Below are 26,436 nucleotides of genomic sequence, written 5' to 3' on the forward strand. Positions count from 1 at the left end.
TCATCAAAATATAAAAAATTCGTGATAGTTTTGCACCTAATTATACTTCGAGATAGTGGCCAGTATTTGCGCTTTGGAAGCTGCGCCTAGGATCCCATCCACTGCTATTCCGTTCTTAAATATTATAAGTGTAGGAATACTTTGAATGCCAAATAAACTAGCAACAGTAGGGTTCTCATCAACATTTAGTTTTCCAAATACAACTTTTCCACAAAGTTCAAAGGCTAGTTGATCAATGATGGGTGAGACCATTCTACACGGTCCACACCAAGGTGCCCAAAAATCAACAACCAAAGTGCTATACTTTCTAGTCATTTCATCAAAATTATAATCTGTTAAAGTAATAGGAGTATTGATAGAAGTATCAAAAGCAGAAGGAGTATTGCCCTGAGTATTTCTTGTTTCAACGATGTTCTGATATTGTTTGAGCCTTTTTTCCATTAATTTTGCTAATTCTTCATCCCAATTTTGCATTGAATATATATCATTAGTATGAGCAACGTAATAAATTTTGGCTATTTGATAAATGAAAGGATTCTACTAGTATCTGTTTATCGTAATGATCCAATTTTCCGATTAGTTGTAAAGCACAGTATGTATGTATACCATACATAGAAGTTTTCATAGAGTATTTGTTATTGCTTTGCAATTTACACTACCTGAAATTACAGTATAAATCCCAATATAGTGTGTTTATTTTACTACCAATGCTCAAAGGTATCAATTATAAAATATCGACAGTACACTCTATAGGAAAATGATCGCTATAGCCAGTAAGAATTGTTCTACCAGGAGATAATTCTTCAAGCTCACCACTCGAACGAATCCGTTGATATTCAAATCTCATAGGAATTTGTTTAAATGATGGGTGAATCTTGTTTCTATCCTCAATATCAAAACTATCCTCAGGTAAAATACGACCAAGTTGAGTACTCTTATTAATTTGAACTTCACTCAAGTTCATTTTCAGATTTTGTGAGCCATATAGGAGACCTCTCGATATAATAAATTGGTCAAAGAGATCAAAACCATCGTTATAGTGTATGGTCCCGTCAGGGATTAATGACCACATGCAATTAAATAAGTACCCCTGATAAAACAAATAATTATGTTTATCAGTCTGTTTGTTAGTAGGCCATTTCTTTAAACTTGGATGTCCGAAGATCTCGTCCCAGTTTAGAAGTTTATTTCTGTCGGGGGTAGCGCGTAAGTGGTTCAAGACACTCTTATCATAAGGATTATCGTTAAAATCACCCATTAATAGAATATTCCTGTTCCATTTTTGATTTAAGAGTGAAAGTGATTCTTTGTCATTTCTCAAATCTATAGGTAGTGTTTCTAAATCCCTTTGATCAATTTTTAATATATCCTCAATCGCTCTTGCACAATTTTCTGCTACTGCTATTCTCAAAGGTTCGGTTTCATACCGACCACCTGATCTCGAAGGCCAATGATTCACGATAACTGTCAGATCCGCATTGTTCTCTAATACGGTAAAATTAACAACCAGTATATCTCTTGTAGGATATCGCAAGCTAATATTATATCCCCTTACGGAGTTAAGTTTGAACTTCTTCTTAGAATACAATAAGCAGGTATCAATTCCTCGAACGTCTGGTCCGTTCAAGTATTCTGCAATAGCATAGTCTTTTTCAGGGTTTAATTTATCCATCAGATCAACGACCAATGCTTCAGTTTCCACCTCACAGAGACCTAGAAGATCAGGCCCATGAGTATTATGAAGTGAATTAATTATACTGGCCAAATTTTCAATTTTTTTATTTTTCACTACATTATTCCAACCTCTGGGAGGGGTAAATTCGATGTCAGATCCAAAAACTGAGGGTACAGTATCAAATAAGTTATTTACATTCCAAAAGCTTGTATAAAATTTACCCATATAACGCAGAGTAAATCTGACAGTTTAATAGTTTTGTATATTGTTTTAATGTGTTTATTGACTGTTTAGGATTTACAATATATCGCAAAGAGTAGTTTAAAATAATATCAAACAATCTTATTTGTCGAACAAATACCTCAATATTATGTAAGGTAACATGTTAGCAAATGCATATATGGACAAATAAAATTGTAATTAAGACGTGTTACTACGCAAATTAAACCACATTCTTAAACCAAGCTAACAGTAATTTGATCCCAGTGTCAACAATATTTTCCCTAAGTGTGATCATTTTATAAAATTCAACTTTATTAATTGTGTCCAGCAAATATGATCTCAAATTTCTCCGCAAGTAGCCAGTGCTATTATAATGTTATGTTCCCTAAATCAAAATGTCCAATACTTTGAGTCAAAATATGGTTAAAAAATACAACCAAGAGATAATTGCAGCAGTCATCAAGATCTTACGAAATAACTCTATAGAATCGGTTTAGAAAAGATTTATTTTGTCTAAGAGAACAATGTATGCATAATTTTCGGATATATTTATTTGAAATTCAGATAACAAATCACAGGTCCTTGTAGATTAATTAATCATTCATCAGGCTCTGCATGTACGATTACTCTAGAAGCTTTAGTATTTTGCAATAGTAAATTTTGTACCATTGTTGAAATAGAATGTGCCTTTTCAACAGAAATTTCACTTCTTTGGCTGCGACTGTTGTTGCTGTTACTGTCATAATGATCACCGGTTTTATTAATACTACTACTATCATCACCACTGCTATTGCTAAAGTTACCTAAATGCAGACTTCCTTCCAGCCCACCTTCTTCAGATGATTTCAAATGATTCGGGTTTATTTTTATTGTTAAAGTTATGTGTAATTCTCCTTTAATGTAAACAAGAGAAATATCGTTACACTCGGTAACGCCCTTTACGGATAGGGCGATTCCTTTAATTTTGTCTAAAAATGTCTTATCTGCAAATTCTTCTTGACCAACTGAGGATTCAATATCCATATCGGTTTCTATGTGTGTAGTGACACGTATTATGTTTGGTATTTCTGTTTTTATCTTTTTTTCAAAATCGTCAACTACGCCATGTGCAATCTTAAAATCCAATTTATCATCCATTTGAACATCTAAATAAAGATGCAAGGGTCGGAACTTCAAATTAAGGTCTTCATTTTGTCCGCCGGCATTGAGTTCTGTGTCTGATACAACTTTTGAGATGTAAAGAGAATGTATATTCTTCACCGCAGGAAAGTCTTCGGATATTAGTCTGACTTTGTCTTTAATAGTTTCAGACATTTCATCCTCCACTGCATCCACATGAACAACAACATCGCAATTTGGAAGAAGTTCATTCTTAATCTTGTCCTCAACGTTAGTGGCTATCCGATGCGCTTTGTCATGAGTATAGGTTCTAGGAACCTCGATATGAAGATCTACAAATGTTTCTTGTCCCACTTTTCTTACTCTAATACTATGTACTTTTTTAATGCCTTCAAAACCAATTATAGATTCATGGATTCGACCTTGAATGCCTTTAGGAGCTTTATCCAACAACACATCCAAAGTTCTTCGACCTAGGCCCAAAGAAGTATACACTATCAGGATAGCCACAACAATAGCAGCATACGCATCCACATTAGGGATTTGGAAGATGAAAACTATAGCTAATCCTACCAAAACTACTGAAGATGTTATCATATCAACACGGAAATGCAAAGCGTCAGCTTCGATGGCTTGACTACCATACTTGTTAGCCACTTTATAGAGAGCTCTAGAGCGCCAGTAGTCAACTATGATAGAAGCTATCAAGACACCGAATGAAACTACTGTTACTTCTGGATTTACGTGCTTAAATAAGATACGTTCAAATCCCTCATAGAGGATCCACCCGGCCACTACGAATAATAAAAGTACTGCACCGAGGCTAGCCAAGCTTTCAAATTTAGCATGACCATAATTATGATCGACATCTGGCGGTTTACGCGAAATCCTTACAGCATAAAGAGTCATCATGGCTGCAAAGACATCTAAACCCGAATGCATTCCTTCAGATAATAAACCCAAGCTGTTTGTTAAAATAGCAATAATAAATTTTGAGATAGTTAATGCCGAGGAAGCTATAATGGAAGAAATGGCAATCTGAAATTTTTCTCTATAAGCTTTCTGGGGGATTGAATATCGATCAACAGAATCCACTATACCCTTATTGTCACTTTCATCCAGATTATTAGAGGGGATGTCTTTATCACGAAATGATTCATCTCCAGATTTCTTCCTATTTACCACAAATACAAATAATTAGAATATCGTTCTATATATTGGATTTGAAATGATTCATGAAAATAAAAAAGATTTTGTTGTTCTATAGAATTTTATTGAGAAAAAGCCCTCTTATATTTAAAAATAGATTAGAAGAGTTACCACATATAGATAAAAGATTTAATCCATATGGTTAACCAATGTTAATGGGATTTGACCGCGCATCATTCTTTCAATATTAATGCGTATAATATCGGAAATAGAATCAATTGCTTCGTAGGTCCATCCCGCAATATGAGGAGTCAGAAGAAAATTATCAAGCTGTAGAAGGGGATCGCTTTGATCTGCAGGTTCTTTCCAGAATACATCAAATGCGGCTCCAGCAATAGTTCTTTCCCGTAAAGAGTCCAAGAGAGAACCATAATTGACAATAGGGGCCCTGGCTACATTAACTAGATATGCAGACCTTTTCATCAGATCCAATTCATTCTTGCCAATCATATTTTCTGTTTCAGTATTTAAGGGAGTATGTATAGAAACAATATCAGCGCTAGGAATAATATCCCTGAGCTTTTCAACTCCAAATATACTATCTACAAAGTATTTCTTATCTCCCCCGGCGGTTTTAGTATACGGATGCTTTGTTACTGTCACAACTTTCATACCAAATGCTTTTGCTCTTTTGGCAACTTCAATTCCAGTAACTCCCAAACCCAAAATCAGTATTGTTTTGCCAGAAAGTTCGATCCCCATCTGGTTAGGCATTCTTCTGGAAAATAAGCCAGAATTGGAAGAGGAAGGAAAGGCATTTAATTTAATATTCTTACATAAATAAAGAATCAAGAAAAATGTATGCTCTGCAACGGATACCGCGTTTGCCATAGGCACGTTGGCAACATATATGCCTTTTTCTGAGCAATAGTTAATATCAATACCATCAACACCAATACCCGATTGTTGAACTAGCTTGAGATTGGGACAAGAATCTATCAAGTGTCTATCAATCTTGTCGCCACTGTTTATCAATATTTCAGAATCTTGAATTTGAGGTATCAAGGACTCTTTATGATTGACAAATTGTAGATGTATGTCAGATTGTTTCAATTTCTCAGAAATTCGTTGCTTGAATTCTGAATTTTGAATAAGTGCTTTTATTTTCAAAATTTATAGTTCATAATTTCTAATGATTTCACCTATCTATAAGAGTTAGGAAGAAAATTCCAATGTTTTAATCGCTAATTGGTAGATACAAAAACAGAATAAAGCATACTCTTCGTTCATAAATTCCTCGAGTGTATTGTAAACGTTGGTGTTGCACATAAATAAATACAGACATTTAATCATATATAATTAATACCTCATGTAAAGGATCCCATCTCAAATAAAATTACCTAAACCTGAGCTCGTGAAACAACATGAGTATATTTGTATTTAAGTTACTTTTCGCTTTATGAATAAGAGATTATGAATGTCTTGCCACTTTACATTTTCACTTTTTTCTTTAGTTAATTCTTTTCTAAGGATTGTTCCATTCTTACAGTCGCCTATCCCGTCATGTTTTACTTAATTCTCTAGATGATAGCACCTTTATGATCCCTTATATAGTTACATATTTACTTCATATCGGTCATGCCTGGCATGGGATATGATCCCAAATCACTGAACAATATTGCATCAAGTACTCGTGGGGTAAGAATCCGCATCATCATTGTAATATCATAATTAAGGGTCCGAGAAGGTCATTAAAATGAGACAAATCAAAAACTTTATTGTTTGAGTTTTAATTAGTCCTAGTACATGGAACATAATTATATAAAACTTGATTATTATTTGTATATATACTAATTCGAATCCTGGTAATACTTGAATATGTTAATCCCTCCAAACTAAGGTTACCCGAGGCTGTAATGATCTATTATATCCTTGATAGTCTAGATATATTCCGAGATTTAAAAAGATTTAGAGCTATTTGTTTCCACTATCAAGTTTTACTACTCGAGGACGTTTATAATTTCCTATATCATACCCCATTTGCCTAAAATATTTCAAGATTAGTTTATATACTATTTCATCATGATTGGCTATTTCCAAAATTTGATTCCATGTTATTTCCTTGTTGTCATTAGTAGCGGTAGTAACAGCATTAGTTGATGTTACTGATTCATTTATCAACTTTGTTACAAGGGCGCGGGCTTCGGTTCTGCACTGATCAAAGGTTTTACCATTCTTGTATGCCTTAACCCTAGGATCACAACTTGAATGATCGATCAATTATTTTATCTTATGAATTATATTATTTAATAGTATGTAAGAAGTTTTCTTCAGAAAATCAAGTATTATGAAATATTTGCAAATCGTCGTTATCTAAATGTTATTACGAATCTTTGGGTCCAGAGTCAGAACAAAATAATGACCAGATATCAAATAGGACAATCATTTAAGATTTCAGCAGATTTTTATTAATGTTATGTATTAGATCAATTGCAGTAATTGTATAAAACCGTCAATGGTATGAACATAAAATATGATGAATATGGTACTAACAATAAAGATCATATTTTGTTTATCCATGGTTTAGGATCCTCATCGTTAGTTTGGCGAGATATTCCTGAAGCATTATCAAGTAAGTTTCACTCCATTGTCATAGATTTGGTTGGATCTGGTGAAAGTGACAAGCCTAAAGAAAACTATACGATTAGCTTTTTTAGCAAATTTGTCAAGGATTTCATAAACGAGATTAGTATAAGTGCGGGGGAAAAAATCTCGATCATAGGTCATTCTCTTGGAGGTTATATTGCTCTTGACTTTGCCTTAAGAAATAAAGAAAAGATTGACAAGCTTATTCTTTTTGATTCGTCTGGATTATTAAGCAGTCCAACACCCCTATTAGTAGAGTATCATAATGCAGTAAAGACAGCTGATGCGAATTTACGCCGTAAGAAAATTACCAAGGTATTAGGAGATTTATATGCACATCCCTCAAGGCTATTGCCCATAGTCGTAGACCTTTTTATTTATTTTATCGAAAAAAAAGGTGCGGTAGAAGCTTTTGAATCTGCATATGCATATAGTACATCAAATATCATCGATGTAAAACAAATGCACAAGCTTAGTGACCTGCGTTGTTTGATACTATGGGGAGAGAAAGATAAGCTTATTCCTATTTCGTATGCTGAACAGTTTAAGAAACATTTGGCATCAGCAGAGCTTGAAATAATTAAGGATGCTGGTCATGCACCCTTTGTTGAAAAACCAGCAATAGTCTACCAAATATTGATTGATTTCCTAAAATGAGAACTTCCTATATTTTTGTATAATAATCAAAAAAAAGGATAGATAAATTTTATATAAAAAAATACTACAATATTAAACTATTACAAAGAGTTCCAAAAAATATGTTAAATAGTATAGCTAATATATTATAGTATAAAATGAAAGGTTCCTCTAGGTTACTCCTTGTTTCTTTATTTGCAGTAATCCTTCTCGCAAGCCTATATTATACGAATACAATCTTTGCACGAGGTGACGATGACGATGATGACGATGATGACGATGATGACGATAAGAGTGATTTTTCTGATAAAGATGTGATACAGATTTGCTGTACTTGGGGATACGAACTGGCAGACGGGGTTCTTACTTATGCTATTGATATAGATGACGATGATGACGATGATCTTGTGGACCCAGTAAGAAGTGCTATAAAGACATGGAATAGAGAATTAACGGGGATCAAATTTGTTGAAACAGATGATGACAACGAGGACATCAAAATATCATTTAAGAATGATGGAAAGAAAATAGCAGGAAAGACAGTAAACTACTTTGATCGTTATGGATTTATCCGCCAGTCAGAAATCATAGTGTCCAAAGAATCATACAACAGAGACTTTAGCTCTGCTCATATCGAACAAATCACACTTCATGAGCTAGGTCATGTATTAGGTCTAGACCATGCCAATTTTAGAGGTAATCTCATGGCAGAGAGAGTAGATTTGGGAAGCACTTCAATATCTCCATGCGAAATTCAAGCAGTGAACATCGCGAATGCGTGGAAATTGAATGGGGGTAATACCATGTATTTACCTAAACAACAGTATATTGAGTGTCAATAATTAATGTAAAAGTTTGAGCAGATGAGATTTTCTATCTCTTTCCCCCCCCCCTTTTCATTATTTCAAAAAGCTATTTTAGAACATTATCGCTTCAAGATTATTTATTGTTATTTTTTACAAGACGGTCATTAATAAATTCTAATAAAATTGATATTTCTTATAAAATTATCACAATAGAATTGTTTTAATCTAAAATATCAATGAATTTAATAATATCTTGCAATTAAAATTCAATGTGAGTATACTACAAAAGAAATTCAAGTGTGAAAAAGATGGAGAAAAATTTAGCTCTTACGACAAGTTCATTGAACACGGAAGAAAAGTTCATCGTTTTGTGGTTTTAAAATGCAATCGATGTGGAAAGCAATTTATTCATGAAAAAGATAGGTTACACCACGTTAGAGACCAACACAAGGATAATCGATAATTCCGATAAAAGGGGACGTCAGGATTACACATGGTGCTATTAAATTTAATCTGAATAGAATTATTAGCCTTTTAAGGATAGAATCTCAAAGACAAGAAGGCAAGATTACGATTTAGTTTTTACACCTTTCTTGAGATTTTGCCAGTTTTTCTATTTATCAACATGTTTTGCTTCGTCGATAGCTATTAAATCTCAAGATAAAACTCAACAGTTAAGTGTCGAACTAGTGTAGATCAGACAGGTTGGGATAGCCCCTCATATTTTCGAGCATAATGGCTTGCGCGGTGTATGAAGTAGCTTACACGTAAGAGAGAGCGATATACCTATTCCGCGGAGTTTGCCTATTTTGTCTTACTGTTACTTGTCATTAAATTATTTAAATAAAAGACTTATATCAAAAATAATACTTTTTTGTCGAAATAAACTAAGTCATTAGATTTGGTTGAATAGCTACCAAAAAATTGACAAGAAAATTATCAGTTATTTGCTAGATAAAATTAAAGGTCTGGGAAGGAGAAGTTAATTCTATTATTCTCCTTCGTCGTCGTTGTCATCATCGTCGTTGTCATCATCGTCGTTGTCATCATCGTCGTTGTCATCATCGTCGTTGTCATCATCGTCGTTGTCATCATCGTCGTTGTCACCGCTTTCGCTGTTGTCACCGCTTTCGCTGTTGTCACCGCTTTCGCTGTTGTCACCGCTTTCGCTGTTGTCACCGCTTTCGCTGTTGTCACCGCTTTCGCTGTTGTCACCGCTTTCGCTTGCACTTAGTGTTGTGATTTCTTCTGCACCAGATTCATCGCCACTATTTCCGTTGCTTCCTTCGGTTCCTGCTGCTTGTGCTTCAGTTCCAGATTCTTGTGCTTGAGATATTCCTTGTCCAGCTGAATTGCCACCATTACTGCCTCCACTCTGTGCTGCTACATTGCTGCCCTCATTCTCCTGGTTTTGGATATTTATGTTATTACCAGATAAGAAGGAGCTTTCAGGTGTAACTACGCTGCTTCTTTGGTTAGAGGATTGTGATTGGCCGATGCCTTGAGCTGCGGAGTTGCCACCGCTACCTTTCTTTCCATAGTAATAACCATCGTATGAAGATCCGCTTTCATCATCCAAACCAAACTGTGCCAAGACATTGCTTCCACTGTTGACTTGGTTTTGGAAGGATACATTGTTGCAAGAAACAATTGCATCTTCTCCAGAGACACATTGGCTTCTTTGGTTAGAGGATTGTGATTGGCCGATGCCTTGAGCTGCGGAGTTGCCACTACCCTTTCCACTGCCATCAGATTGGAGAGCAACATTGCTGCCCTCATTCTCTTGGTTTTGGAAAGACAAATTGTTGCAAGAGGCCTCGATGCTACCACCTGCTACACATTGGCTGCTCTGACTGGAAGATTGTGATTGGCCGATGCCTTGAGCTGCGGAGTTGCCACTACCCTTTCCACTGCCACCATCCTGTGCTAATACGTTGCTTCCTTCATTAACCTGGTTTTGAATGCTTAAATTATTGCAAGAGTTGCTTACATCGCCACCTGAAACACATTGGCTTCTTTGGTTAGAGGATTGTGATTGGCCGATGCCTTGAGCTGCGGAGTTGCCACTACCCTTTCCACTGCCACCATCCTGTGCTAATACGTTATTTCCATCGTTGAATTGGTTCTGAACGCTGATATTGTTACACGATTGATCCACGTCGTTTGCTGCTACACATTGGCTGCTCTGACTGGAAGATTGTGATTGGCCGATGCCTTGAGCTGCGGAGTTGCCACTACCCTTTCCACTGCCACCAATTTGGCCTGCTGCATTATTTCCAAGATTTACTTGGTTTTGTATATTTAGATTATTGCATGACTCGTTCACATCGCCACCTGAAACACATCCACCGTATTGGTTAGAGGATTGTGATTGGCCGATGCCTTGAGCTGCGGAGTTGCCACTACCCTTTCCACTGCCACCATCCTGTGCTAATACGTTATTTCCATCGTTGAATTGGTTTTGTAGGTTTAGGTTATTTCCGGATAATATGGTATCATCACCAGAGACTACAAGTGCGCCCTGAGTTGAAGATTGTTCTTGGCCGATTGCTTGGAATGCGGTATTACCACTGTACTTTCCATAACCTCCTGATTGAGCTAATACATTATTGCCCAAGTTTACTTGGTTTTGGAGATTTAGGTTATTACAAGATAAGAAAGTCCCGTCTGCGCTAACACATACTGCAAGTTGTCTAGAATCCTGTTCTTGTCCGATTGCTTGTTCAGCAGAGTTGCCGCTGCCTTTGCCACTGCCACCGCTTTGTGCTGCAACATTATCACCAGAGTTAAATTGGTTTTGTAGGTTTAGGTTATTACAAGAGATAAATGTGCCAACTCCCGACAAACAAATTCCGAGTTGAACAGCCCCTTGAATCTGGCCTATGGATTGAGATAATTCATTTTGTGCGTATACATTACTTGGCATGGCCATCATAGCCGGAGCCAAAGTTAACATAATGAATATGGGTAAAATAGCTAATAGGTATTTCATTATAGTGTTTTTTCTATGTTTATTTTCAATATTTAAACTTTATTCAAATTAACCGCAATATTGTTCAATAACAATCGTAGATAAAATTATTCTAATATTTTTTTATAGTGTTAAGTAAGGCAATCAAATGCTTGCTATTAATTTCTGTATCATACCCAAAAGAGTATCAATATTCATAGAAATTCTATCTTTATTCCATATATTATTTTACTAACAATATAAATGTTCCAGTGAATGGAATTATATATAAAATATAATTTGAAACCAAAACATTTCGGTTAATCTTGTCTATTTGCTCAAGACTTCAATAAGATAATGATAGAAAATTGAAAAAAGTTAGCCATTATTCGTATAAGAAAAATACTTGGACGGGATGGATGTGAATTTCATCATTCTTGTTGTTTTTAAAATAATTTGTATGAACTCACAAAAGTTGAGACTGAATATTTAAAAACCCTAACGATCAAGATATACAAAACCGAATGAATCACAATATCATTTCAAAAAAAATTTACGCCATATTTGGACTCACTTTAGCCACTACACTGGGATTCCTACTGATGCTCAATGGCTATGGATCTGCGATTGGACAATCAACTTCGGAAATAAACATAGGAAATACAACAAGTGAGGCAAGTGATACATTTTTTGAACTAGAAGACTCGATTGAAACAATGAAATCAATAGTAAACGATACTCAGACAGCTATTGACAACGGAAACACTGCTGAAGCTCACGACCTCTTGAATCAATTGTATGATGAACTGATACAAATTTCAGACAACTCAAACAATCTAATTTGGGACCTATCTAACGAAGGAAATTAGTGCGGTCAATCTACTAACCGTCCCAAATCTCAGGAAAGTGTATAGGAGGAAATGTATCAAAAGAACTACCTCATAGCCCAAAACAAACCTTTTTTTAGTTGTGAAATGCCCGTAACTGACATCACTAATACCTGAACAACGATTATTAAATATAGATTATTCATGGATCACCCTGATATGGTTTTATCAATGATTTTGGAGTAGTAGTAGTCAAACATAGAGTGGTATCTATCTATAGAGAATGAATAAGGTTTTTTAAGTCAATACAGATGACCGAAGATTTGATTACTTGTCGTATAAAAAACATGAATATTCCCTTACAAATCTTATATAAGAGATATATCACGAATCACCGAAATCCTAGTAGAAGAGAAGAAGCTTTATCAAAATAATTATTATCATAGCAATGAAAATATTTAACAAATTATTTTTTGCTTGAATTTTTCTTCAAAAAAATGATATTACCTAAGATACCACTATCTTTCTAGTTCGAGCTAAAGATTTTCATATGATCTAAAATTGATAGGATCCAAAAAATTCCAATTAAAAAAATCATTATAAGTGCTTTTTTAGTCTCAATAAACTTTACATATGATCAAGTAGCACTATAATTATGGTTTTGATAACATGCCCAAAATGCGGGGAATCCTACTCTGCTTCTCCCCCAGACCCGGACCACAGGAAGTTAGCCAAATATCCGGATAGGGACACATTTCCTCATACAATCGAATGTAAAATGTGTGGCAACATCATTACGATTTACTGGAAACCTACTCAATAACCTATTTCAAGGTTCTTACTTTAGAAACTATAGATTTATTTTATGACCTCTAGATAATTCAGACTTGTAATTAAAAAATTCTTACAATTCGAAACGATCTAAAATAAAATAAAATAAAAGAACAAAAAATCTATTTCTGAGGAATGTTTGGCAAAGTAAATGTAAATGTAGCACCCTTACTCTCTTTATTATTTTCTGCCCATATTCTCCCACCATGAGCTTCTATTATGTTTCTACAGATATATAGACCAAGTCCTGTTCCTGACGGAGAGCTGGTATTAAATTTATTAAAGAGCCTAGACAAAACATTCTTGTTTATTCCCTCACCTGAATCCCTCACTCTGATAAATATTCGGTCCTCTCCTCTTTTTACGCCGACTTCGATATTGCCTTTTTCAGTAAATTTTATTGCATTTATCAAAATATTTGATAGTACCTGATGAATCCTATCTTTATCGGCATAAACAACCAAACTATGTTTTGAGCCGTTCACGCCCTTATTTAGATCAATTTGTACGTTTTCATAATATAGATCTATGGTAACGTTGGTGTCACCTATTTGATTTGTATAATCTCTAATCATTGTGTGTAAAACTGGAATAATATCGAATTTTTCTAGATTTAAGCTTAAAGTACGACTCTCGATTCTGGCAGCATCCAATATTTCCTCAGATAATTTTTGAAGTCTCTTAGAATTCTTAATGATTATCTCAAGATGTTCCTTATACTCATCTATATTACCATTCTTTTTGTAGAGAAAAATGGAAAGAGCTAAAATAGGCTGGATAGGTGTTCGTAATTCATGAGCTGCTATATTTATGAATTCGTCTTTCAGCTTTTCTGATTCTTTGATCTTCTCATATTGCTTCTGAATCAACTCGTTTCTTTCCTTCAGGTTAAGGGTAAATCGGATACCAGAAATCGCTAACGCAATTATATTTACAAAGTATCCCAAATCCTTTAATACGTGGGCCACATTATGGGCAGTGTCAAAAGATTGTATCGAGTATGACATTATTATTTGTGAAAAAATATCTATAACAAGATAAAGCAAAATTCCTTTATAAATAACGTCTTTTTTCAAATACAACTTCTTTTTATAAAAAAAGAACAAGGCTAGCAAAAAAATGACAAGTGGAGGAATTTCATATGGCCTATGAATAGAATATTCATCTACAACGCTTGCAGGAAAAATCATTATGAATGAGACTCCGGCTATGGATCCTGCTATGGCAGCCAGAAGGATCAAATAAATGATCAAATTCTTTTGTAGTTTCTCTTCATACTTCTTCTTTCGGTCATTGTCCAGAAATGATTTTGTATTTGTATTATTATCAGTTTTACTTGCTTTAGTATCAACTTTGTGCGTTACTAGCTCATCTGGGAACAAAAAAGAATACTTTGCAATTGCGACCAATAACATGCTACTTAGAAATATTCTCCCAGCAAACCAAGTTTGTGGAATGAAATATTTCAAGAAATCAACATGTTCCATTAATCCATATGAGACAGCGACGTGAAGTAGGTCGATAGATGCACTTACCGCGAAACCTATTCCAATAAAGAGACTGAATTTATCATTTAGGTTACGTGCATGTAGAATGTAGTAGAAGGCTATAACACCAGAAAGGATAACTGCAAATAATTCTATGTAAAAGTGATGTAACTCTGAGCCTAACCATAAATATGGATCAGCAGAAATTACGGCAAGTAATATAAGAAGAATAGACGGGATTAGAGTATACTTTAGAAATATTTTGTTTGAAAATATTTCTAGAAATTTGTAGCATTTCTCTATCAAATAAAGATCTAGAGAACCATTATTCATCACGTCAGACATTCAACTCGCTTAAGATAGCATATGAACCCAAAGTCCGTAATGATAACAAGTAATGATGGACAAAGGAAAATTTATTGATGCTCTTATGTAATAAAATGCATCTGGCAATTTCGATAAAAGCAGGATTGGAAAGATCTTGGCAACAACCAATACAATTTATCAAAACTGTGATGAGCATTTTTGAAACACCACAAACCAATTCTTACTTTGGGTTTCGTAGTATTGATCTGATGTTTGAAAGTAAGATCTCAGGTTCTATTGGTTTTCGAACAATTTCGTCACGCTTTATTTCAGGGAATATACTTAGGACTTCCTCTAATGCGTTAAGTGCGGATAGGAATAGTACTTTGATATCAGGATTTAGAATTTTTAGTTGTGAGTACAGTTTTATTCCATTCATTTCAGGCATTCTAATATCCATAATGACGAGATTGTAAAAGTAAGGATTATTGTCTGAAAAGTGACCAAGTGCATGAGTTGAACTAGAAAAAGCGGTTACATGGTAACCTTCCCCCAAGAGTATAGATTTGAATGCAAACAAAATGTCCTCATCATCGTCGATCAATAAGATGTTAAAGTCAGAGTTTGAAGGATTTTCTTGGTCAAGTTGTTTTTCAAAGTATTTTTTTTCTTTGTTATGATCGATCTTTGTCATCTTTCTGCCTTCCTCTATCCGATGAACAGAGTATGCTTGAAACAAAGGTTTTTGTTCCAGATCGTCATAGCCGTTGTAACAATCAATCATTTTGAAATAATATTCATTGAAAATGGGAGTATTTCTTATGATTTGCAGAAAATCTTGGTGTATAATCATTTGATTGGATGAAGCAAAGCGATTAATTTTCGAGCAAACATTGACAGGAGGTCCAAAAAGATCAACAGTTTGGGAGTTTAAAGAAATTGCCAACTCAACCTTACCATAATTTGCGCTAATTCTATAATTGGCCTCTGATAGTCCCTGACTTTTAAGGTTATCATTCAGAGATTTATTTTCTTCAATCATGATTAGACCACATTCAAGGACATCCCTAAATGCTGACACATTGTCAACATTTACAGTCCTTGGAAAATAATACAACAATCCATCGCCAGCATTTTTGACCACTCTTCCATTATGAGCCCTAATTATAGATGACATAGTATTAAGAAAAATTGAATAATATCCTTGAATCATATCGGAATGTATCATATCATTTGTGTTTTTCGTTGAATCGATAATGTCCACAAAGCAGATACAGTATTTGTGAGTACAATTTAAGAATGTGATTTGATTTGCCTCCAAAAGTGACGGATTAAAATCACGATAATCTAAATCATTTCTTCTCATCATGTTATTATAATATAACGGTGACTCAAAGTTAGGGGTGTTCATTTGTGATTCCTTCCATAAAAGAGATAAAGACTAAATATCAAAGATTCAAAATCATGTACAAACAGAACATTAGCTCTTGTGGATGAGAAATCAGGTGGCCTTTGGTACAGTGGTAATATATCACACAATCGCATGATATTGTTTGACATTGGCAATATTACACAATTAGCGTATATAACTCTTTCGAATATAATTTTATTTGTTCGAAATGTTTTTAAAAAATAAATTAATATTAGTAAACACAAAAATAACCTAGGAAAATCGAATCATAAAATCTTCTTAATATTAAACATAAACACTAAATAAGATATGATTTTTTGCTCAACTTAGAGGCTATGATTTACCTAGATTTCCTGTATTAGTTATCTACTACTCTTTCCGAAAAACTATTGAAAAAAGAGTACTGAGGGGCTAATCAAACCTTAATTACTAAATATTTGAGGTCGATTTCATAAGCAAATCGTTAACTCGTTCTATTTTTTATAGAATATAAATCAAAGTGCAGTATAATTTAAGAATCTCTACGATAATCAGGTATGAAAATTTTTATTACAAACTTAATATCCGACCTTAGAGATGAAAATAGAAAGTATTTGTCAACAATCATAAATAGAATTCTAATCGTTTGACATATTGTCCAGATGAATCTCTGTTATCTCCAGTAATGCACCTTCTATTTCATCATCTACAGGAATTCCCATTTCTTCACTAAGGTCGTCGATAGCATCATCCCAGTTTTCACCACCATTTTCGTCACCATTATCCTTGTCCTGTTGCAGTGCGAGGGCAAGTTTTTCCACTGCAGAGCCATTAGACTGGTTTAAATTTGAAGATAATTGAATATTATCTAAATCAGATGGAGAAAGAGGGTCAGGAGTTGAAGAATAGGAGACCGAATAATTCATGACGACTGTAAGCAACAACACAGCACAAATAATAGACAGGAGAAATCCTGATTTTCGCATTAATTGTGGTAACTTCTTTACTATTTAAAAATGAGTGGTAATCAATGTTTCACACGTAGTCAAATAAATTATATTCAAGGTTAGACAAGCATCTCATTACAGTTACACTTCAGATGTGTTCTAAACTTGTTTATTAAAGAATTTGCTATTCAACAAAATATAGATAAAGTTCAACAATTAACCGAATTTAGTAGCAAGAATCCCAATCTTCATCCTTTGAAAACAATATTGAATGATTGTTGTAAACTGTATTGTATCATGACATGTACAATTTATTTGATTTCTTTATGCGAGCTGTAAATGCAAGCATTTTCATACAACCATGTCAAAGATCTTTCCAAAATGAACAAGGAGTGATATATTAATGACACAAATCTATCTGCTGATAGGTACAGATCGCTTTAAAGAATTTCCACCATTCCCCTTGAGATTTTCAATCCATCATTTTAGGATAATACATTTTTAAAATTAAAAGAATAGATTCCTGACATTGAAAACTGTTGGCTAGTGTGAGTATTAGTATCTGTACTCTTACGGATGATATTTTCTAAATTAGCTACTACGACTAAAAATTTACTCGAATAATAATTGGTAAATTAATTTTAATTTATAAACACGATTTCAATATAATTGACAGAAGCGATATAACAAGATTATCCTGGTCCTTTTCCCACCAAATTTCCTTCGAAACATCATCAAAATGGATATACGGAATTTATGATAAAAAATAATTGTCCTATAGAAAAGGAATGTGGTGTTCCTAAATATACGTCCACTTACGAGAAAATCTAAAGCGGTTTTTGGATGGTAGCGAAAGTGTGAAAGATGTAAAAGCAGATAAAAATGCGAATATCTGAGAAGTTTTAATTTTTCAACATTCGTTTATAGCGAATTGAGATAACCGGGAGTTAATAATTCAAAATAAACTAAACTACTTTAATGAAGGAGCCAATATCTGTATGTTTATCAATTAAATATTAATTAGTCCTTGACATAAGCAGTTATAGTTGATCAAATTATTAACCTTAGTTACTGCAGCCTGTTTCTTATCAAGTACTTTATCAATAGCTGGTTTTACACAGATAAATTTGGAGGCATTCGGTCAAACTAATGCTACGACTGAAACCAAGAGAGGGCCCCAGGATCCTGAGTCAACCAATACAGAAATGTCTTCGATTAATATAACCAAGACTGTTAAATGTGATTCATCTTTGGGTCTTCCCAGCGATAAATCAGTCTGCCAATTTGTCCTGGCAAATGTAGATTCAGGGCAATTTACCTTGGAAGTGTCGTCAGAGCAATCAGAGAGCACTAGTTTTCAGGGATCTTCAAACGGTACAATAATCTCTGTTTTGCCAGGAAACTATTCAGTGACCGAAGTAACCTTTGATACTATGGAAATAGAAAACCAACTTGGAGAAAATGCAATAGTTGATGTCCTCACTGAGACAAATGGGGATTGTACCGGCCAATTCAATGAACTGGACACATTCCTACAAGCCACTGGATCTATAGAAGCAAATGAAACCCATGTATGTGAAATCATAAATACACTTAGCATAAGCCAAGGAGTTTCCCCTGAAGAGCCATAGAAGCCATATAGATGAAATAGGCAAAGAAAATACTACAGTTAAATCTAAAAATTTTTTATTTCGTGCTTTGTTGTATTAAATACTCTGTCTGATAATGTATCTATAATCACTAAAACGATTTTCAAATATAAGAATTTAGAGTACTTGAATTTGGTGATCTAGTAATAATTCTTTTTTCATTCTACTGTGATAAAATAGTAAATTAAAGATTTATTTTTTAATATGTCAACAAAAAATAAGAAACCTTATTGCCACAATTTTACTACTAAAGTCTTTCTAAAAATAACCACTAGTCTAAATCTAAGAAAATATACATAAGATCTATACAAAATTGGTAAATAACAGACTATAAATAAAAGAATGAGAAAATCAGCAACTGTATAGATATTGTATAGAGGAATATTGTATGAATAATTTCCTAACCTTTTGCTATTAACATTCTACTGTTAATTTACATCATAAATCAATAATAAGAATGATAACCTATGTTTATATGTATATACCATAGCACAAAAATGAAACTAACCAAGCATACTATTTTTTATATCATATTGAGTATCCTTATTATAGTATTTATCTCGAAATCCATATCAGATTATGGTATCAACATCTTTTTCTTTGAAAGCTATTGCTTTAAATCAGAACTTTCTAATATAATGAATCAATATGTCGAGTATGTCGAAGATTCAGTCAAAGTAAATAAGGATGAAGATATAGGTAGTTCAAGTTCGCGACAAGATTTCTGTAATGGACAGGCTCATTTTGGTGGCTCACAATTAGTGCAAGAATTCTCACACTCAAGTCCATATTCGTCAAATACAATTGGCCTGTTTTTGAACTTCATAGGTTCTGAAATACATGAAATTCGTCAAAAAAATGTCATTTTATTTGTATTTACTACCATGATGATTACGGTAGCGGGTCTAGCAATAATCAAATATCATAGAAAGTTAAAAGAAAACCAGTCAAAACCTAGGAAAGGCTTTTCCCGGACAATCAAAAATAATGTTCTTAAGAAACAGAACTATAGATGTGATCACTGCCGAAGGATTCTTACCGCAGTTGATTTTCATCACAAGAATGGTAATAGATCAGATAATAGAGAAAGGAATTGTCAGGCTTTGTGTCCTAATTGCCATGCAATAAGAACTAGAGGCCTGACTAAATAGCTTAAATTGTACACTATATTACGGCTAAAATAAGACATCTTGTGAATTCCTACCATGTAGGAACAACTTGCAAGTCAAACTATGAAAATCATCAAATTATTTGAATCAGTAAAGAAGATTTAACAAAAATAGTTACTTACTTATTTGGTAGAAGAAGGTTTTTGAACTATCCAGTTTAATAGTTCCTTTGTTATTTCATACCTTTCCTTAATAGAGCCCTCCCCCATCGGATACAAATTGTAATTATGATTCAATAAATCCGTACAACGTTCAAGATCTTTGTTATATACAAAAAGGACGCTCCTGAGTATGCCAATATTAGGATGTTTAACTGGATCGTTATCAGGCTTAATTATGTTACCGATGTGTTGAATATAATAATCCTTAGTCTTGTTCAGTAATTTTTCTATTCTCTCCAAAAAATCGATCAATGCGAAGTTGTTACGATTCTCACGTTCGTTCTTAATTTCCCTTCTTATTGCATCTCTATAATAGGCAAAAGCGCAATGAAGTACATCAGTATATTTGAGATATTCATTTTTTGAACTCTTGAAATCCATAAAATTTTGATGTGTTGGTAGATGATAAAAGCTTGTTGTTGGTATTTTCCGCATATATGAATGCGTTGAATTGTTTTCAGATTATTAATATTTCAACCACAAAACTGTCAAGTCGTAAGAGAGAGAGACACAGATTAATCAATAACTTTAGTTTCCAAAGTGTTTTCGTAGTGCCAAATAGGTTACATTATAAGTCATCATGAATACTATAAGTGGATAAAATGGTTACTGGGATATTCAGCATAAACGAGGTTGATTTTGTTTTGAATATGGGTCTATCCCTAGTTGCAGGAATATTGATTGGTGCAGAAAGAGAAGCAAAAGGTAAGGCCTCAGGGATTGGAACTCATTGTTTCGTTATAGGAGGTTCAATGATTTTTACATATATTTCGGCCTTGGTCGATCCGAATTCTACATCAAGAATTGCCGCTCAGATCGTGACAGGAATAGGATTCTTAGGGGCAGGAGTAATCCTAAAGGGCGAATTGTTTGATAGTAAAGAGTCCGAAACTCCGAATAAAAAAATAGTTAATTTAACTACAGCTGCTAGCATATGGTTTTCGGCTGCAATAGGAATGGCAATAGGGTTTAATTTTTACTTTATAGCCATAGTTTCAATAGCCTTTGCTCTTATAGTTCCACGTATTCCCAAGGTGGGAAAAAGGCGTGAAGAAGATATGAACAAAGAGTAGTAACGCAATTAATAAGTATACTGTACTCAAGTTACGGTTTGTCTTATCGAACGACTGTAGATTATTCAATTATAATAAAAGAATTGGGAAAATTATGAATTCACATAAAGGTCCTCTGAAAACCGCTTGACAGAATTGTGGTTACAAAAAAAGGTCAAAGTTGTATCTTCTTCGGAGTCTTCCTACCAAACTACTGGACTACATCGTGCTCGGCCTGTCCAGCCATCAAGAATAGTTTCTCCTTGTTTATAGTTATCTTATTTTTTATCGATTTGGCTGGAACACCTGCAACTATATCCTCATCATCAATATTGTTTATAACCGAACTACCAGAACCAACAATAACCTTGTTTCCTATTTTTAATTTATTTTTCACAGTGCTGTTTAATCCAAACCAACAGTTATTGCCTATTGTGGTACTTCCTCCTATTATTGTACCTGCAGTTAATTCAGTATTTTTACCAATGCTTACATTGTGAGCAACATGACATAGTGCGTCTATCTTTGTACCCTGTCCTATTACTGTATCAGATAGAGAGCCGCGTGCAATTGAACAGTTAGCATATATTTCAACATCGTTTTCTATAATTACCTTGCCGTAATGAGGAAACTTTTCAAGTTCCAGTGTATCAGGGCATCTTTCAAAAGCAAAACCATCATAGCCTATTGTGGTGTTTGGTTGAATTATGCAGCCATCACCTACTATACAATTTTGTAGATTTACTTTGGATTCAATCATTGTGTTGTCTCCTATTATGCAATCTTTGCCAATGACAACATGGTCTCCAATATAACAATCTCTACCTATTTTTGCTGAATCAGCTATTGTGGCTGTGGGAGATATTACACCTCCCACTATTACTTTGTTGGATTCTAAGTTAGTACTACGGGTAATCCTTTTTGCAATTCTGGTAAATTCAAATCGTGGATTATCTACAAATACAAGGACCTGATTCTTTTTCTTGTTGGGATGAATACGTCCTATCATGCTTTTTTTACAAAGAATAACACCAGCATTTGACCCAGCAATGGCTAAAGTGCCCTTCTTATTATCATTGTCAAGTTTAACATCAATATCAGCATGATCATGATTACCATTACAACCACCATTGCTAGCATTGTCAGTAGGAGTAGTAATAGCATTAGAATGAATATCAGAGGCAGAATCTTGAGATTCTTCTGATGATACTTTGGCTTCTGCTTGACAGAATGTAACGTCAGTTGATGTTCCATTATGCAAGGAAGAGACACCCTTTTCTGATTTTGAGTGTATCAGGGATTTAGGACCTTCAACTGAATAATTTGAATCAACAAGGGTAAGCAATAGTGATTCAACTGTCCATTGAACCATAGAAAAAGTCTAGATTCTTTTAATATAATTGTTTTCTAAAATATTCAAATGGCATAATCATCACTACTACTGACGGTTAGACATGATTTTTCATCGGTCATGAGGAATAAATTGCAAAAATGAAGATAATTCAATAGGACCAAAAAGTTGGTATTCAGTCTAGCAGTTTGATTGTTACTGGTCCGCCGCTAAGGGTTTTTTGTTCTAATCGAATGATAGAGCGCTTGCCACGATACATGACGTAAGTTTCGAACTCCTTTTCTGCAAATTCAAATTTCACTCGTTTGTTCAACCACTCTTTTGGAACCACAGCCGTAAGACCGAATCCAGGTACTTGCCTAAAATGTGTCTTGTATGTAAAATTATTGATTTCAGACACATTATACTATATACTACAAGCGCACAAAAACTTATTCTATCAATCTTATCTTATTTTTGCCAATAATATAGAATCTGTACATTTTTTGGAAATATTTTCCATTGTACCACAACAATACCAATATCCCCTACCGTTAAGAATGGACCAGGTCGTATTTGAGAGGTAACCACGTCCATATTTGTCCATCGCAATATTATAATCATCAATGAAAAAGATTATCTTTTTCATTCTAAAATTCAAATAATTATTGGCAATTCAACCCGTCGTGGCCAAATACAGGATTTGAATGGTAATACTTACCGAAATTTACCAATGTTTATATATTAGCATGGTTAACTATGTGTAATGTCAAAACAAGATAAAAAAGAGACAACCATAAAAGATAACGTTAATCAAAATCTTCGAAATAATAATCAATTTATTAGTAGATCAATCGAAGAAACCACTCACGCACTAAATCAAGTGTTTGATGAATCCAAGAAAAGCATTGAAAAAAATATTACAGAAGCAAGAAATCAGATTCCTCGTTATACTCAATCAATAAATGAAGTACAGGAACAAGTAGTACAGGCAACAAGAGACATTGCAGAAAGCTACTTAGATTATCAAAAACAAGCAATTGATTCATTTCAATCCATTTTCACGCCTTATATCGAAAGTGCAAATAATCAAATGCTGAACAACCAAAACTTGTTCAATAGACTCCCCGAAATCTATTCAAAGATCGCCAACAATTACGCTGAAAATAGTGTCGCAGTTAGCAGAATAATGAACAACATTGCATTTTCAAATGTAGAACTAGTCAAGAATGTAATAAACAATACAAAGGAGCAAACAAGACAATTTGCGGAAATAGGGAAAAGGAACGTAAGAGTTTACGAAACCATTGAAAAAGAAAGTACAAATACACTATAATCATTTATAACCCATTAGTTTTTGATAGACCTAACTTAAGTTTAGGTTTTTTGTCATTTTCTTTACAAATTTTAGCATATTTTGAATATCTACAACGAACAGAAGACAATAGAGTCTCTTTAACCCAACCCCCTTTCAATTAAGAGAAGTAACAAAGTTCGATGTGCTCAGTAAAATGAGTTCAATTTCTCAATCCTCAGCGAAGCATTCCATGATAATTAATATAGTTTGGTAATAACATACTATATGCATTCCGTCAGAAGCAGGACAGCTCAAATTATCGCTGCTGTAGGTTTAGCATTGTTATTAATTTATTTTATTGATGTATTGACTTCGATGCTCATCAAAGAACCAGGATTTTTACCTCTTACATCCAAAGACAGGGGCCTTTTATTTGGAGGATTATCCATTGTTCTTTTTATAATTTCATTCATAGTTGGATGGAAGATTTACTCAAAGACTTTGGCTACCCTTCTGATCGTAGGAGGAGCTTTGATTGGTACATCGGTTTTGGTATCCACTTTTGTAACACCCCAGCTTACGAACAATCTTGAAGGATTCAAAATAGTAACTCCACCTTTACCGCAGTTCATAGGCATCATAATTATAGGATACGCAATATTGGGATTAGGAATATACAAAGCTGCCAAAAACAGATAAAAAGTTGTAGACATCTTAATTATAAAGAACATCCTAGGATTTAGTTGAGAAAAATCTTATCTTTTTTAGTTCAAAAAGTCAAATATCTAAAGTGTCGTTTAGAGTTAATTGCAAAATGTCTAAAGAGAATAAATCACCAATATTTATGGCAGTAATTGCTATTTCTGCATTTTTGGTTGCAGGATCACTTGTAGTAGGCTTGAATGACCAAATTGTCTTTGCATATAAGAAATCGGATTCGGCTGCACAAGGTCTCTCACAAGAGGAATCTTCAGGTCAATCTAGTTCAGTGCTATCCGAGAATGGAACCAGCACCGCATCAGGCAACAATCTCGACTTTTCGCTAAACCTTAACGACGGGCAGAATGCATTAGCCCAACAATAACCATATTTTTTCCCAAATCATAGTTCTAAAGATTGTAGTTAATTTGAAGCCTTATCCTAACTAGTGCTAAGAAATATTGGTATCTTGAAAGCTAATTTCTACGGGGTTTCAGTTTCCCTTGATCACTTAGGCTGTTATGCAAAATATTGTCTTGCAAAAGTGTTAATCCATTCAACTTTGACTTTTATTTAATCTTGATCTAATACCTAAACAATCATTAACAAAAGCTACAAGTAACGATGATGAGACATTATTTATTCCCTCACATTAAAGGCTAATAAATAAACATTCTGTAAAACTATTCTAAATTTATCGTGTAGAACTAAATATCATAAGGATCTTAAAAAATTATTATATCGTATATTATTGCAAAATAAATAGAAAGCAAAATGTACAGGTCAAATAATATGAAAAAGACTGCAGTACTAATGGTAGCTGTATTAGCAACGATTTTGATAATGGGACCAGGGATTTCGGGTGTTGGCGACGCCTTAGCAAAGCAAAAGTATGATGATTGGGATGAATGCAGAGACGATCACAGTAGCAAATGGTGTAAAAAATACTTCAAGGACCGTGATGACGATGATGACGATGATGACGATGGAGGTAACAGAGCATCACAAGCTATTGGACAATCACAATCCTCAAGTCAAAATAGTCAAGTAGTGTCAGGTGGCGATAGCATAGGTTCTGGTAATAACTTTAACTTCCAAAATCAAGTAAACAGCGGAAATAATGCATTAGCCCAACAATAATCTCATTTTTTTAATCCGTAAGAAATCAAATTTTTTCAAGAAATCAAACATATAAAATATAATGAAATTCATACAATATTACAGTTGAAAACATCTGATCTCTGTACTCTAATTCAAAAATCTTTTCAATCCCAAAAATATCCATTATCTTCAGATACCGAAAAGGAATTGTCATCATCTGTTAGAGTCATAAACAAATCGGCCACGGACAATCTCAAAGACGAAAACACAATTATTGAAACAAGAATAAACGAGTTTTATGTAATCAATAATTATGATCCCACAATTACCCACTTGGCTGGCATGATAGAAATGGATTGCCTTGATTCATTTAAGATGCTTTGTAGGCGTATAGAGCGAAAATCAGAAAGCAATCATACAGCGCATATCTCCATAAAAACATCCAACGTCAAACAAGAAGATTAACCAATTATTTTTGTCCAGAGGGACGGCATGGTCATTAAAACAAAAGGCTGTGGATACGATTTGCTAATAGACTAGATTTTGGTTACAAAGATCAGAGAAGAAGATAAGAAAAACTATGAGATTAAAAATGATATAATGGTCAGCTTGTTGTTTTATAATTGCGTGTAGGAGTTGCAAGCAATTCCTCGATTTCGTTATTCATCTTTAAGAACATTAGACCCTTTTGAGTCGTTTTGTACTCTGATCCTTCCATGTATTCGATGAGATCATTTTCAATCAATACCGAAAGATATTCCTTTAATTGTGCATAGCTAAGAAAAGCCTTGTACATTATTTTTGTCTTGGTTGCACCACCATTTGCTGCATCTAATATCATAGCTACGATTTCGGTTCGGCTTCTATATTTCATATATACTCTATATACATCACTAGTATATAACCGATACAATTGATAATTCCAATTAGCTATTGCAATTATATTGACTTTTGATATTATTTATAGAGACATCAGATTATTCCTTA

24 protein-coding genes are annotated in these 26,436 nt (G+C 34.0%); 11 read left to right on the plus strand and 13 right to left on the minus strand.

Translation table 11 applies throughout. The annotated features are described in order from the left end of the window. Positions 1–36 precede the first annotated feature (36 nt). The 5 genes from trxA to NFRAN_RS03410 all read right to left on the minus strand — a co-directional run bounded on the left by trxA (position 37) and on the right by NFRAN_RS03410 (position 6,445). Complete coding sequence (trxA, locus tag NFRAN_RS03390) at positions 37–474, minus strand: thioredoxin (RefSeq protein ID WP_232037926.1); 438 nt, start codon at positions 472–474, stop codon at positions 37–39. Positions 475–724: 250 nt separating this feature from the next. Continuing rightward, positions 725–1,900 carry a hypothetical protein gene (locus NFRAN_RS03395; RefSeq protein ID WP_134483085.1) on the minus strand — a complete coding sequence of 392 codons (1,176 nt, stop codon included), beginning with the start codon at positions 1,898–1,900 and terminating at the stop codon, positions 725–727. A gap of 594 nt (positions 1,901–2,494) precedes the next feature. Then, entirely contained in the window at positions 2,495–4,201 is a 1,707-nt protein-coding gene (locus NFRAN_RS03400) for a cation diffusion facilitator family transporter (RefSeq protein ID WP_134483086.1), read from the minus strand. A 153-nt stretch (positions 4,202–4,354) separates the two neighbouring features. Further along, the gene (locus tag NFRAN_RS03405; protein WP_172602083.1) at positions 4,355–5,335 is read right to left on the minus strand and encodes an NAD(P)-dependent oxidoreductase; all 981 of its coding nucleotides are present in this window, start codon (positions 5,333–5,335) and stop codon (positions 4,355–4,357) included. Between the two features lie 804 nt (positions 5,336–6,139). Further along, the gene (locus NFRAN_RS03410) at positions 6,140–6,445 is read right to left on the minus strand and encodes a hypothetical protein (RefSeq protein ID WP_197731106.1); all 306 of its coding nucleotides are present in this window, start codon (positions 6,443–6,445) and stop codon (positions 6,140–6,142) included. A 219-nt stretch (positions 6,446–6,664) separates the two neighbouring features. Here NFRAN_RS03410 and NFRAN_RS03415 point away from each other — a divergent pair, with 219 nt between their 5' ends. Together NFRAN_RS03415 and NFRAN_RS03420 are read left to right on the plus strand one after the other, a co-directional pair. Beyond that, positions 6,665–7,468 carry an alpha/beta fold hydrolase gene (locus NFRAN_RS03415; RefSeq protein WP_145988000.1) on the plus strand — a complete coding sequence of 268 codons (804 nt, stop codon included), beginning with the start codon at positions 6,665–6,667 and terminating at the stop codon, positions 7,466–7,468. 137 nt (positions 7,469–7,605) lie between these two features. Next, complete coding sequence (locus NFRAN_RS03420) at positions 7,606–8,289, plus strand: matrixin family metalloprotease (protein WP_134483089.1); 684 nt, start codon at positions 7,606–7,608, stop codon at positions 8,287–8,289. Between the two features lie 955 nt (positions 8,290–9,244). On the opposite strand, the gene NFRAN_RS03430 is transcribed toward NFRAN_RS03420, so the two are convergent. Then, entirely contained in the window at positions 9,245–11,245 is a 2,001-nt protein-coding gene (locus NFRAN_RS03430; RefSeq protein WP_134483091.1) for a hypothetical protein, read from the minus strand. A 482-nt stretch (positions 11,246–11,727) separates the two neighbouring features. On the opposite strand from NFRAN_RS03430, the gene NFRAN_RS03435 reads away from it, so the two are divergent. After that, positions 11,728–12,072, plus strand: coding sequence for a hypothetical protein (locus NFRAN_RS03435; protein ID WP_134483092.1), 345 nt, complete (start codon positions 11,728–11,730; stop codon positions 12,070–12,072). A gap of 911 nt (positions 12,073–12,983) precedes the next feature. Here the strand turns inward: NFRAN_RS03435 and NFRAN_RS03440 are convergent. The 3 genes from NFRAN_RS03440 to NFRAN_RS03450 all read right to left on the minus strand — a co-directional run bounded on the left by NFRAN_RS03440 (position 12,984) and on the right by NFRAN_RS03450 (position 17,030). Further along, a complete protein-coding gene (locus NFRAN_RS03440) occupies positions 12,984–14,693 on the minus strand; it encodes an ATP-binding protein (RefSeq protein WP_134483093.1) in 1,710 nt (569 codons plus the stop codon). A gap of 202 nt (positions 14,694–14,895) precedes the next feature. After that, positions 14,896–16,065: a response regulator gene (locus tag NFRAN_RS03445; RefSeq protein WP_134483094.1), complete on the minus strand. Its 1,170-nt coding sequence runs from the start codon at positions 16,063–16,065 to the stop codon at positions 14,896–14,898. Positions 16,066–16,682: 617 nt separating this feature from the next. Then, positions 16,683–17,030, minus strand: a complete 348-nt coding sequence (locus NFRAN_RS03450; protein ID WP_145988001.1) for a hypothetical protein — start codon at positions 17,028–17,030, stop codon at positions 16,683–16,685. 1,007 nt (positions 17,031–18,037) lie between these two features. Here NFRAN_RS03450 and NFRAN_RS03455 point away from each other — a divergent pair. Both NFRAN_RS03455 and NFRAN_RS03460 read left to right on the plus strand, forming a co-directional pair. Then, on the plus strand, positions 18,038–18,622 hold the full coding sequence (locus tag NFRAN_RS03455) for a hypothetical protein (protein ID WP_134483096.1): 585 nt from the start codon (positions 18,038–18,040) through the stop codon (positions 18,620–18,622). 656 nt (positions 18,623–19,278) lie between these two features. Continuing rightward, positions 19,279–19,791: an HNH endonuclease gene (locus NFRAN_RS03460; RefSeq protein ID WP_134483097.1), complete on the plus strand. Its 513-nt coding sequence runs from the start codon at positions 19,279–19,281 to the stop codon at positions 19,789–19,791. A 140-nt stretch (positions 19,792–19,931) separates the two neighbouring features. Here the strand turns inward: NFRAN_RS03460 and NFRAN_RS03465 are convergent, their stop codons facing one another. Then, positions 19,932–20,351, minus strand: coding sequence for a hypothetical protein (locus NFRAN_RS03465; protein ID WP_145988002.1), 420 nt, complete (start codon positions 20,349–20,351; stop codon positions 19,932–19,934). A 221-nt stretch (positions 20,352–20,572) separates the two neighbouring features. Between NFRAN_RS03465 and NFRAN_RS03470 the strand changes: the two genes are divergently transcribed. Continuing rightward, positions 20,573–21,043: an MgtC/SapB family protein gene (locus NFRAN_RS03470; RefSeq protein WP_134483099.1), complete on the plus strand. Its 471-nt coding sequence runs from the start codon at positions 20,573–20,575 to the stop codon at positions 21,041–21,043. Positions 21,044–21,233: 190 nt separating this feature from the next. Here the strand turns inward: NFRAN_RS03470 and NFRAN_RS03475 are convergent, their stop codons facing one another. Next, positions 21,234–22,394, minus strand: coding sequence for a UDP-3-O-(3-hydroxymyristoyl)glucosamine N-acyltransferase (locus tag NFRAN_RS03475; protein WP_134483100.1), 1,161 nt, complete (start codon positions 22,392–22,394; stop codon positions 21,234–21,236). 154 nt (positions 22,395–22,548) lie between these two features. Next, positions 22,549–22,773, minus strand: a complete 225-nt coding sequence (locus tag NFRAN_RS03480) for a hypothetical protein (protein WP_134483101.1) — start codon at positions 22,771–22,773, stop codon at positions 22,549–22,551. Positions 22,774–23,118: 345 nt separating this feature from the next. On the opposite strand from NFRAN_RS03480, the gene NFRAN_RS03485 reads away from it, so the two are divergent. From NFRAN_RS03485 to NFRAN_RS03505, 5 genes are all read left to right on the plus strand, one after another. Beyond that, a complete protein-coding gene (locus NFRAN_RS03485) occupies positions 23,119–23,688 on the plus strand; it encodes a hypothetical protein (RefSeq protein ID WP_134483102.1) in 570 nt (189 codons plus the stop codon). 246 nt (positions 23,689–23,934) lie between these two features. Further along, positions 23,935–24,348: a hypothetical protein gene (locus NFRAN_RS03490; RefSeq protein ID WP_134483103.1), complete on the plus strand. Its 414-nt coding sequence runs from the start codon at positions 23,935–23,937 to the stop codon at positions 24,346–24,348. Positions 24,349–24,463: 115 nt separating this feature from the next. Beyond that, positions 24,464–24,733: a hypothetical protein gene (locus NFRAN_RS03495; RefSeq protein WP_134483104.1), complete on the plus strand. Its 270-nt coding sequence runs from the start codon at positions 24,464–24,466 to the stop codon at positions 24,731–24,733. Between the two features lie 407 nt (positions 24,734–25,140). After that, on the plus strand, positions 25,141–25,488 hold the full coding sequence (locus tag NFRAN_RS03500) for a hypothetical protein (RefSeq protein WP_172602084.1): 348 nt from the start codon (positions 25,141–25,143) through the stop codon (positions 25,486–25,488). An 84-nt stretch (positions 25,489–25,572) separates the two neighbouring features. Then, a complete protein-coding gene (locus NFRAN_RS03505) occupies positions 25,573–25,914 on the plus strand; it encodes a hypothetical protein (protein WP_134483106.1) in 342 nt (113 codons plus the stop codon). A 139-nt stretch (positions 25,915–26,053) separates the two neighbouring features. Here the strand turns inward: NFRAN_RS03505 and NFRAN_RS03510 are convergent, their stop codons facing one another. After that, the gene (locus NFRAN_RS03510) at positions 26,054–26,323 is read right to left on the minus strand and encodes a winged helix-turn-helix domain-containing protein (RefSeq protein WP_134483107.1); all 270 of its coding nucleotides are present in this window, start codon (positions 26,321–26,323) and stop codon (positions 26,054–26,056) included. Positions 26,324–26,436: the final 113 nt, after the last annotated feature.

Source organism: Candidatus Nitrosocosmicus franklandus, assembly GCF_900696045.1.
Classification (GTDB): domain Archaea; phylum Thermoproteota; class Nitrososphaeria; order Nitrososphaerales; family Nitrososphaeraceae; genus Nitrosocosmicus; species Nitrosocosmicus franklandus_A.

Bases quoted from the DNA above. Each gene is read 5' to 3' on its own strand.
- trxA (WP_232037926.1), bottom strand. From the start codon at position 474: ATGCAAAATTGGGATGAAGAATTAGCAAAATTAATGGAAAAAAGGCTC.
- NFRAN_RS03395 (WP_134483085.1), bottom strand. From the start codon at position 1,900: ATGGGTAAATTTTATACAAGCTTTTGGAATGTAAATAACTTATTTGAT.
- NFRAN_RS03420 (WP_134483089.1), top strand. From the start codon at position 7,606: ATGAAAGGTTCCTCTAGGTTACTCCTTGTTTCTTTATTTGCAGTAATC.
- NFRAN_RS03430 (WP_134483091.1), bottom strand. From the start codon at position 11,245: ATGAAATACCTATTAGCTATTTTACCCATATTCATTATGTTAACTTTG.
- NFRAN_RS03435 (WP_134483092.1), top strand. From the start codon at position 11,728: ATGAATCACAATATCATTTCAAAAAAAATTTACGCCATATTTGGACTC.
- NFRAN_RS03440 (WP_134483093.1), bottom strand. From the start codon at position 14,693: ATGTCTGACGTGATGAATAATGGTTCTCTAGATCTTTATTTGATAGAG.
- NFRAN_RS03445 (WP_134483094.1), bottom strand. From the start codon at position 16,065: ATGAACACCCCTAACTTTGAGTCACCGTTATATTATAATAACATGATG.
- NFRAN_RS03450 (WP_145988001.1), bottom strand. From the start codon at position 17,030: ATGCGAAAATCAGGATTTCTCCTGTCTATTATTTGTGCTGTGTTGTTG.
- NFRAN_RS03460 (WP_134483097.1), top strand. From the start codon at position 19,279: ATGAATCAATATGTCGAGTATGTCGAAGATTCAGTCAAAGTAAATAAG.
- NFRAN_RS03465 (WP_145988002.1), bottom strand. From the start codon at position 20,351: ATGGATTTCAAGAGTTCAAAAAATGAATATCTCAAATATACTGATGTA.
- NFRAN_RS03470 (WP_134483099.1), top strand. From the start codon at position 20,573: ATGGTTACTGGGATATTCAGCATAAACGAGGTTGATTTTGTTTTGAAT.
- NFRAN_RS03475 (WP_134483100.1), bottom strand. From the start codon at position 22,394: ATGGTTCAATGGACAGTTGAATCACTATTGCTTACCCTTGTTGATTCA.
- NFRAN_RS03485 (WP_134483102.1), top strand. From the start codon at position 23,119: ATGTCAAAACAAGATAAAAAAGAGACAACCATAAAAGATAACGTTAAT.
- NFRAN_RS03490 (WP_134483103.1), top strand. From the start codon at position 23,935: ATGCATTCCGTCAGAAGCAGGACAGCTCAAATTATCGCTGCTGTAGGT.
- NFRAN_RS03495 (WP_134483104.1), top strand. From the start codon at position 24,464: ATGTCTAAAGAGAATAAATCACCAATATTTATGGCAGTAATTGCTATT.
- NFRAN_RS03500 (WP_172602084.1), top strand. From the start codon at position 25,141: ATGAAAAAGACTGCAGTACTAATGGTAGCTGTATTAGCAACGATTTTG.
- NFRAN_RS03510 (WP_134483107.1), bottom strand. From the start codon at position 26,323: ATGAAATATAGAAGCCGAACCGAAATCGTAGCTATGATATTAGATGCA.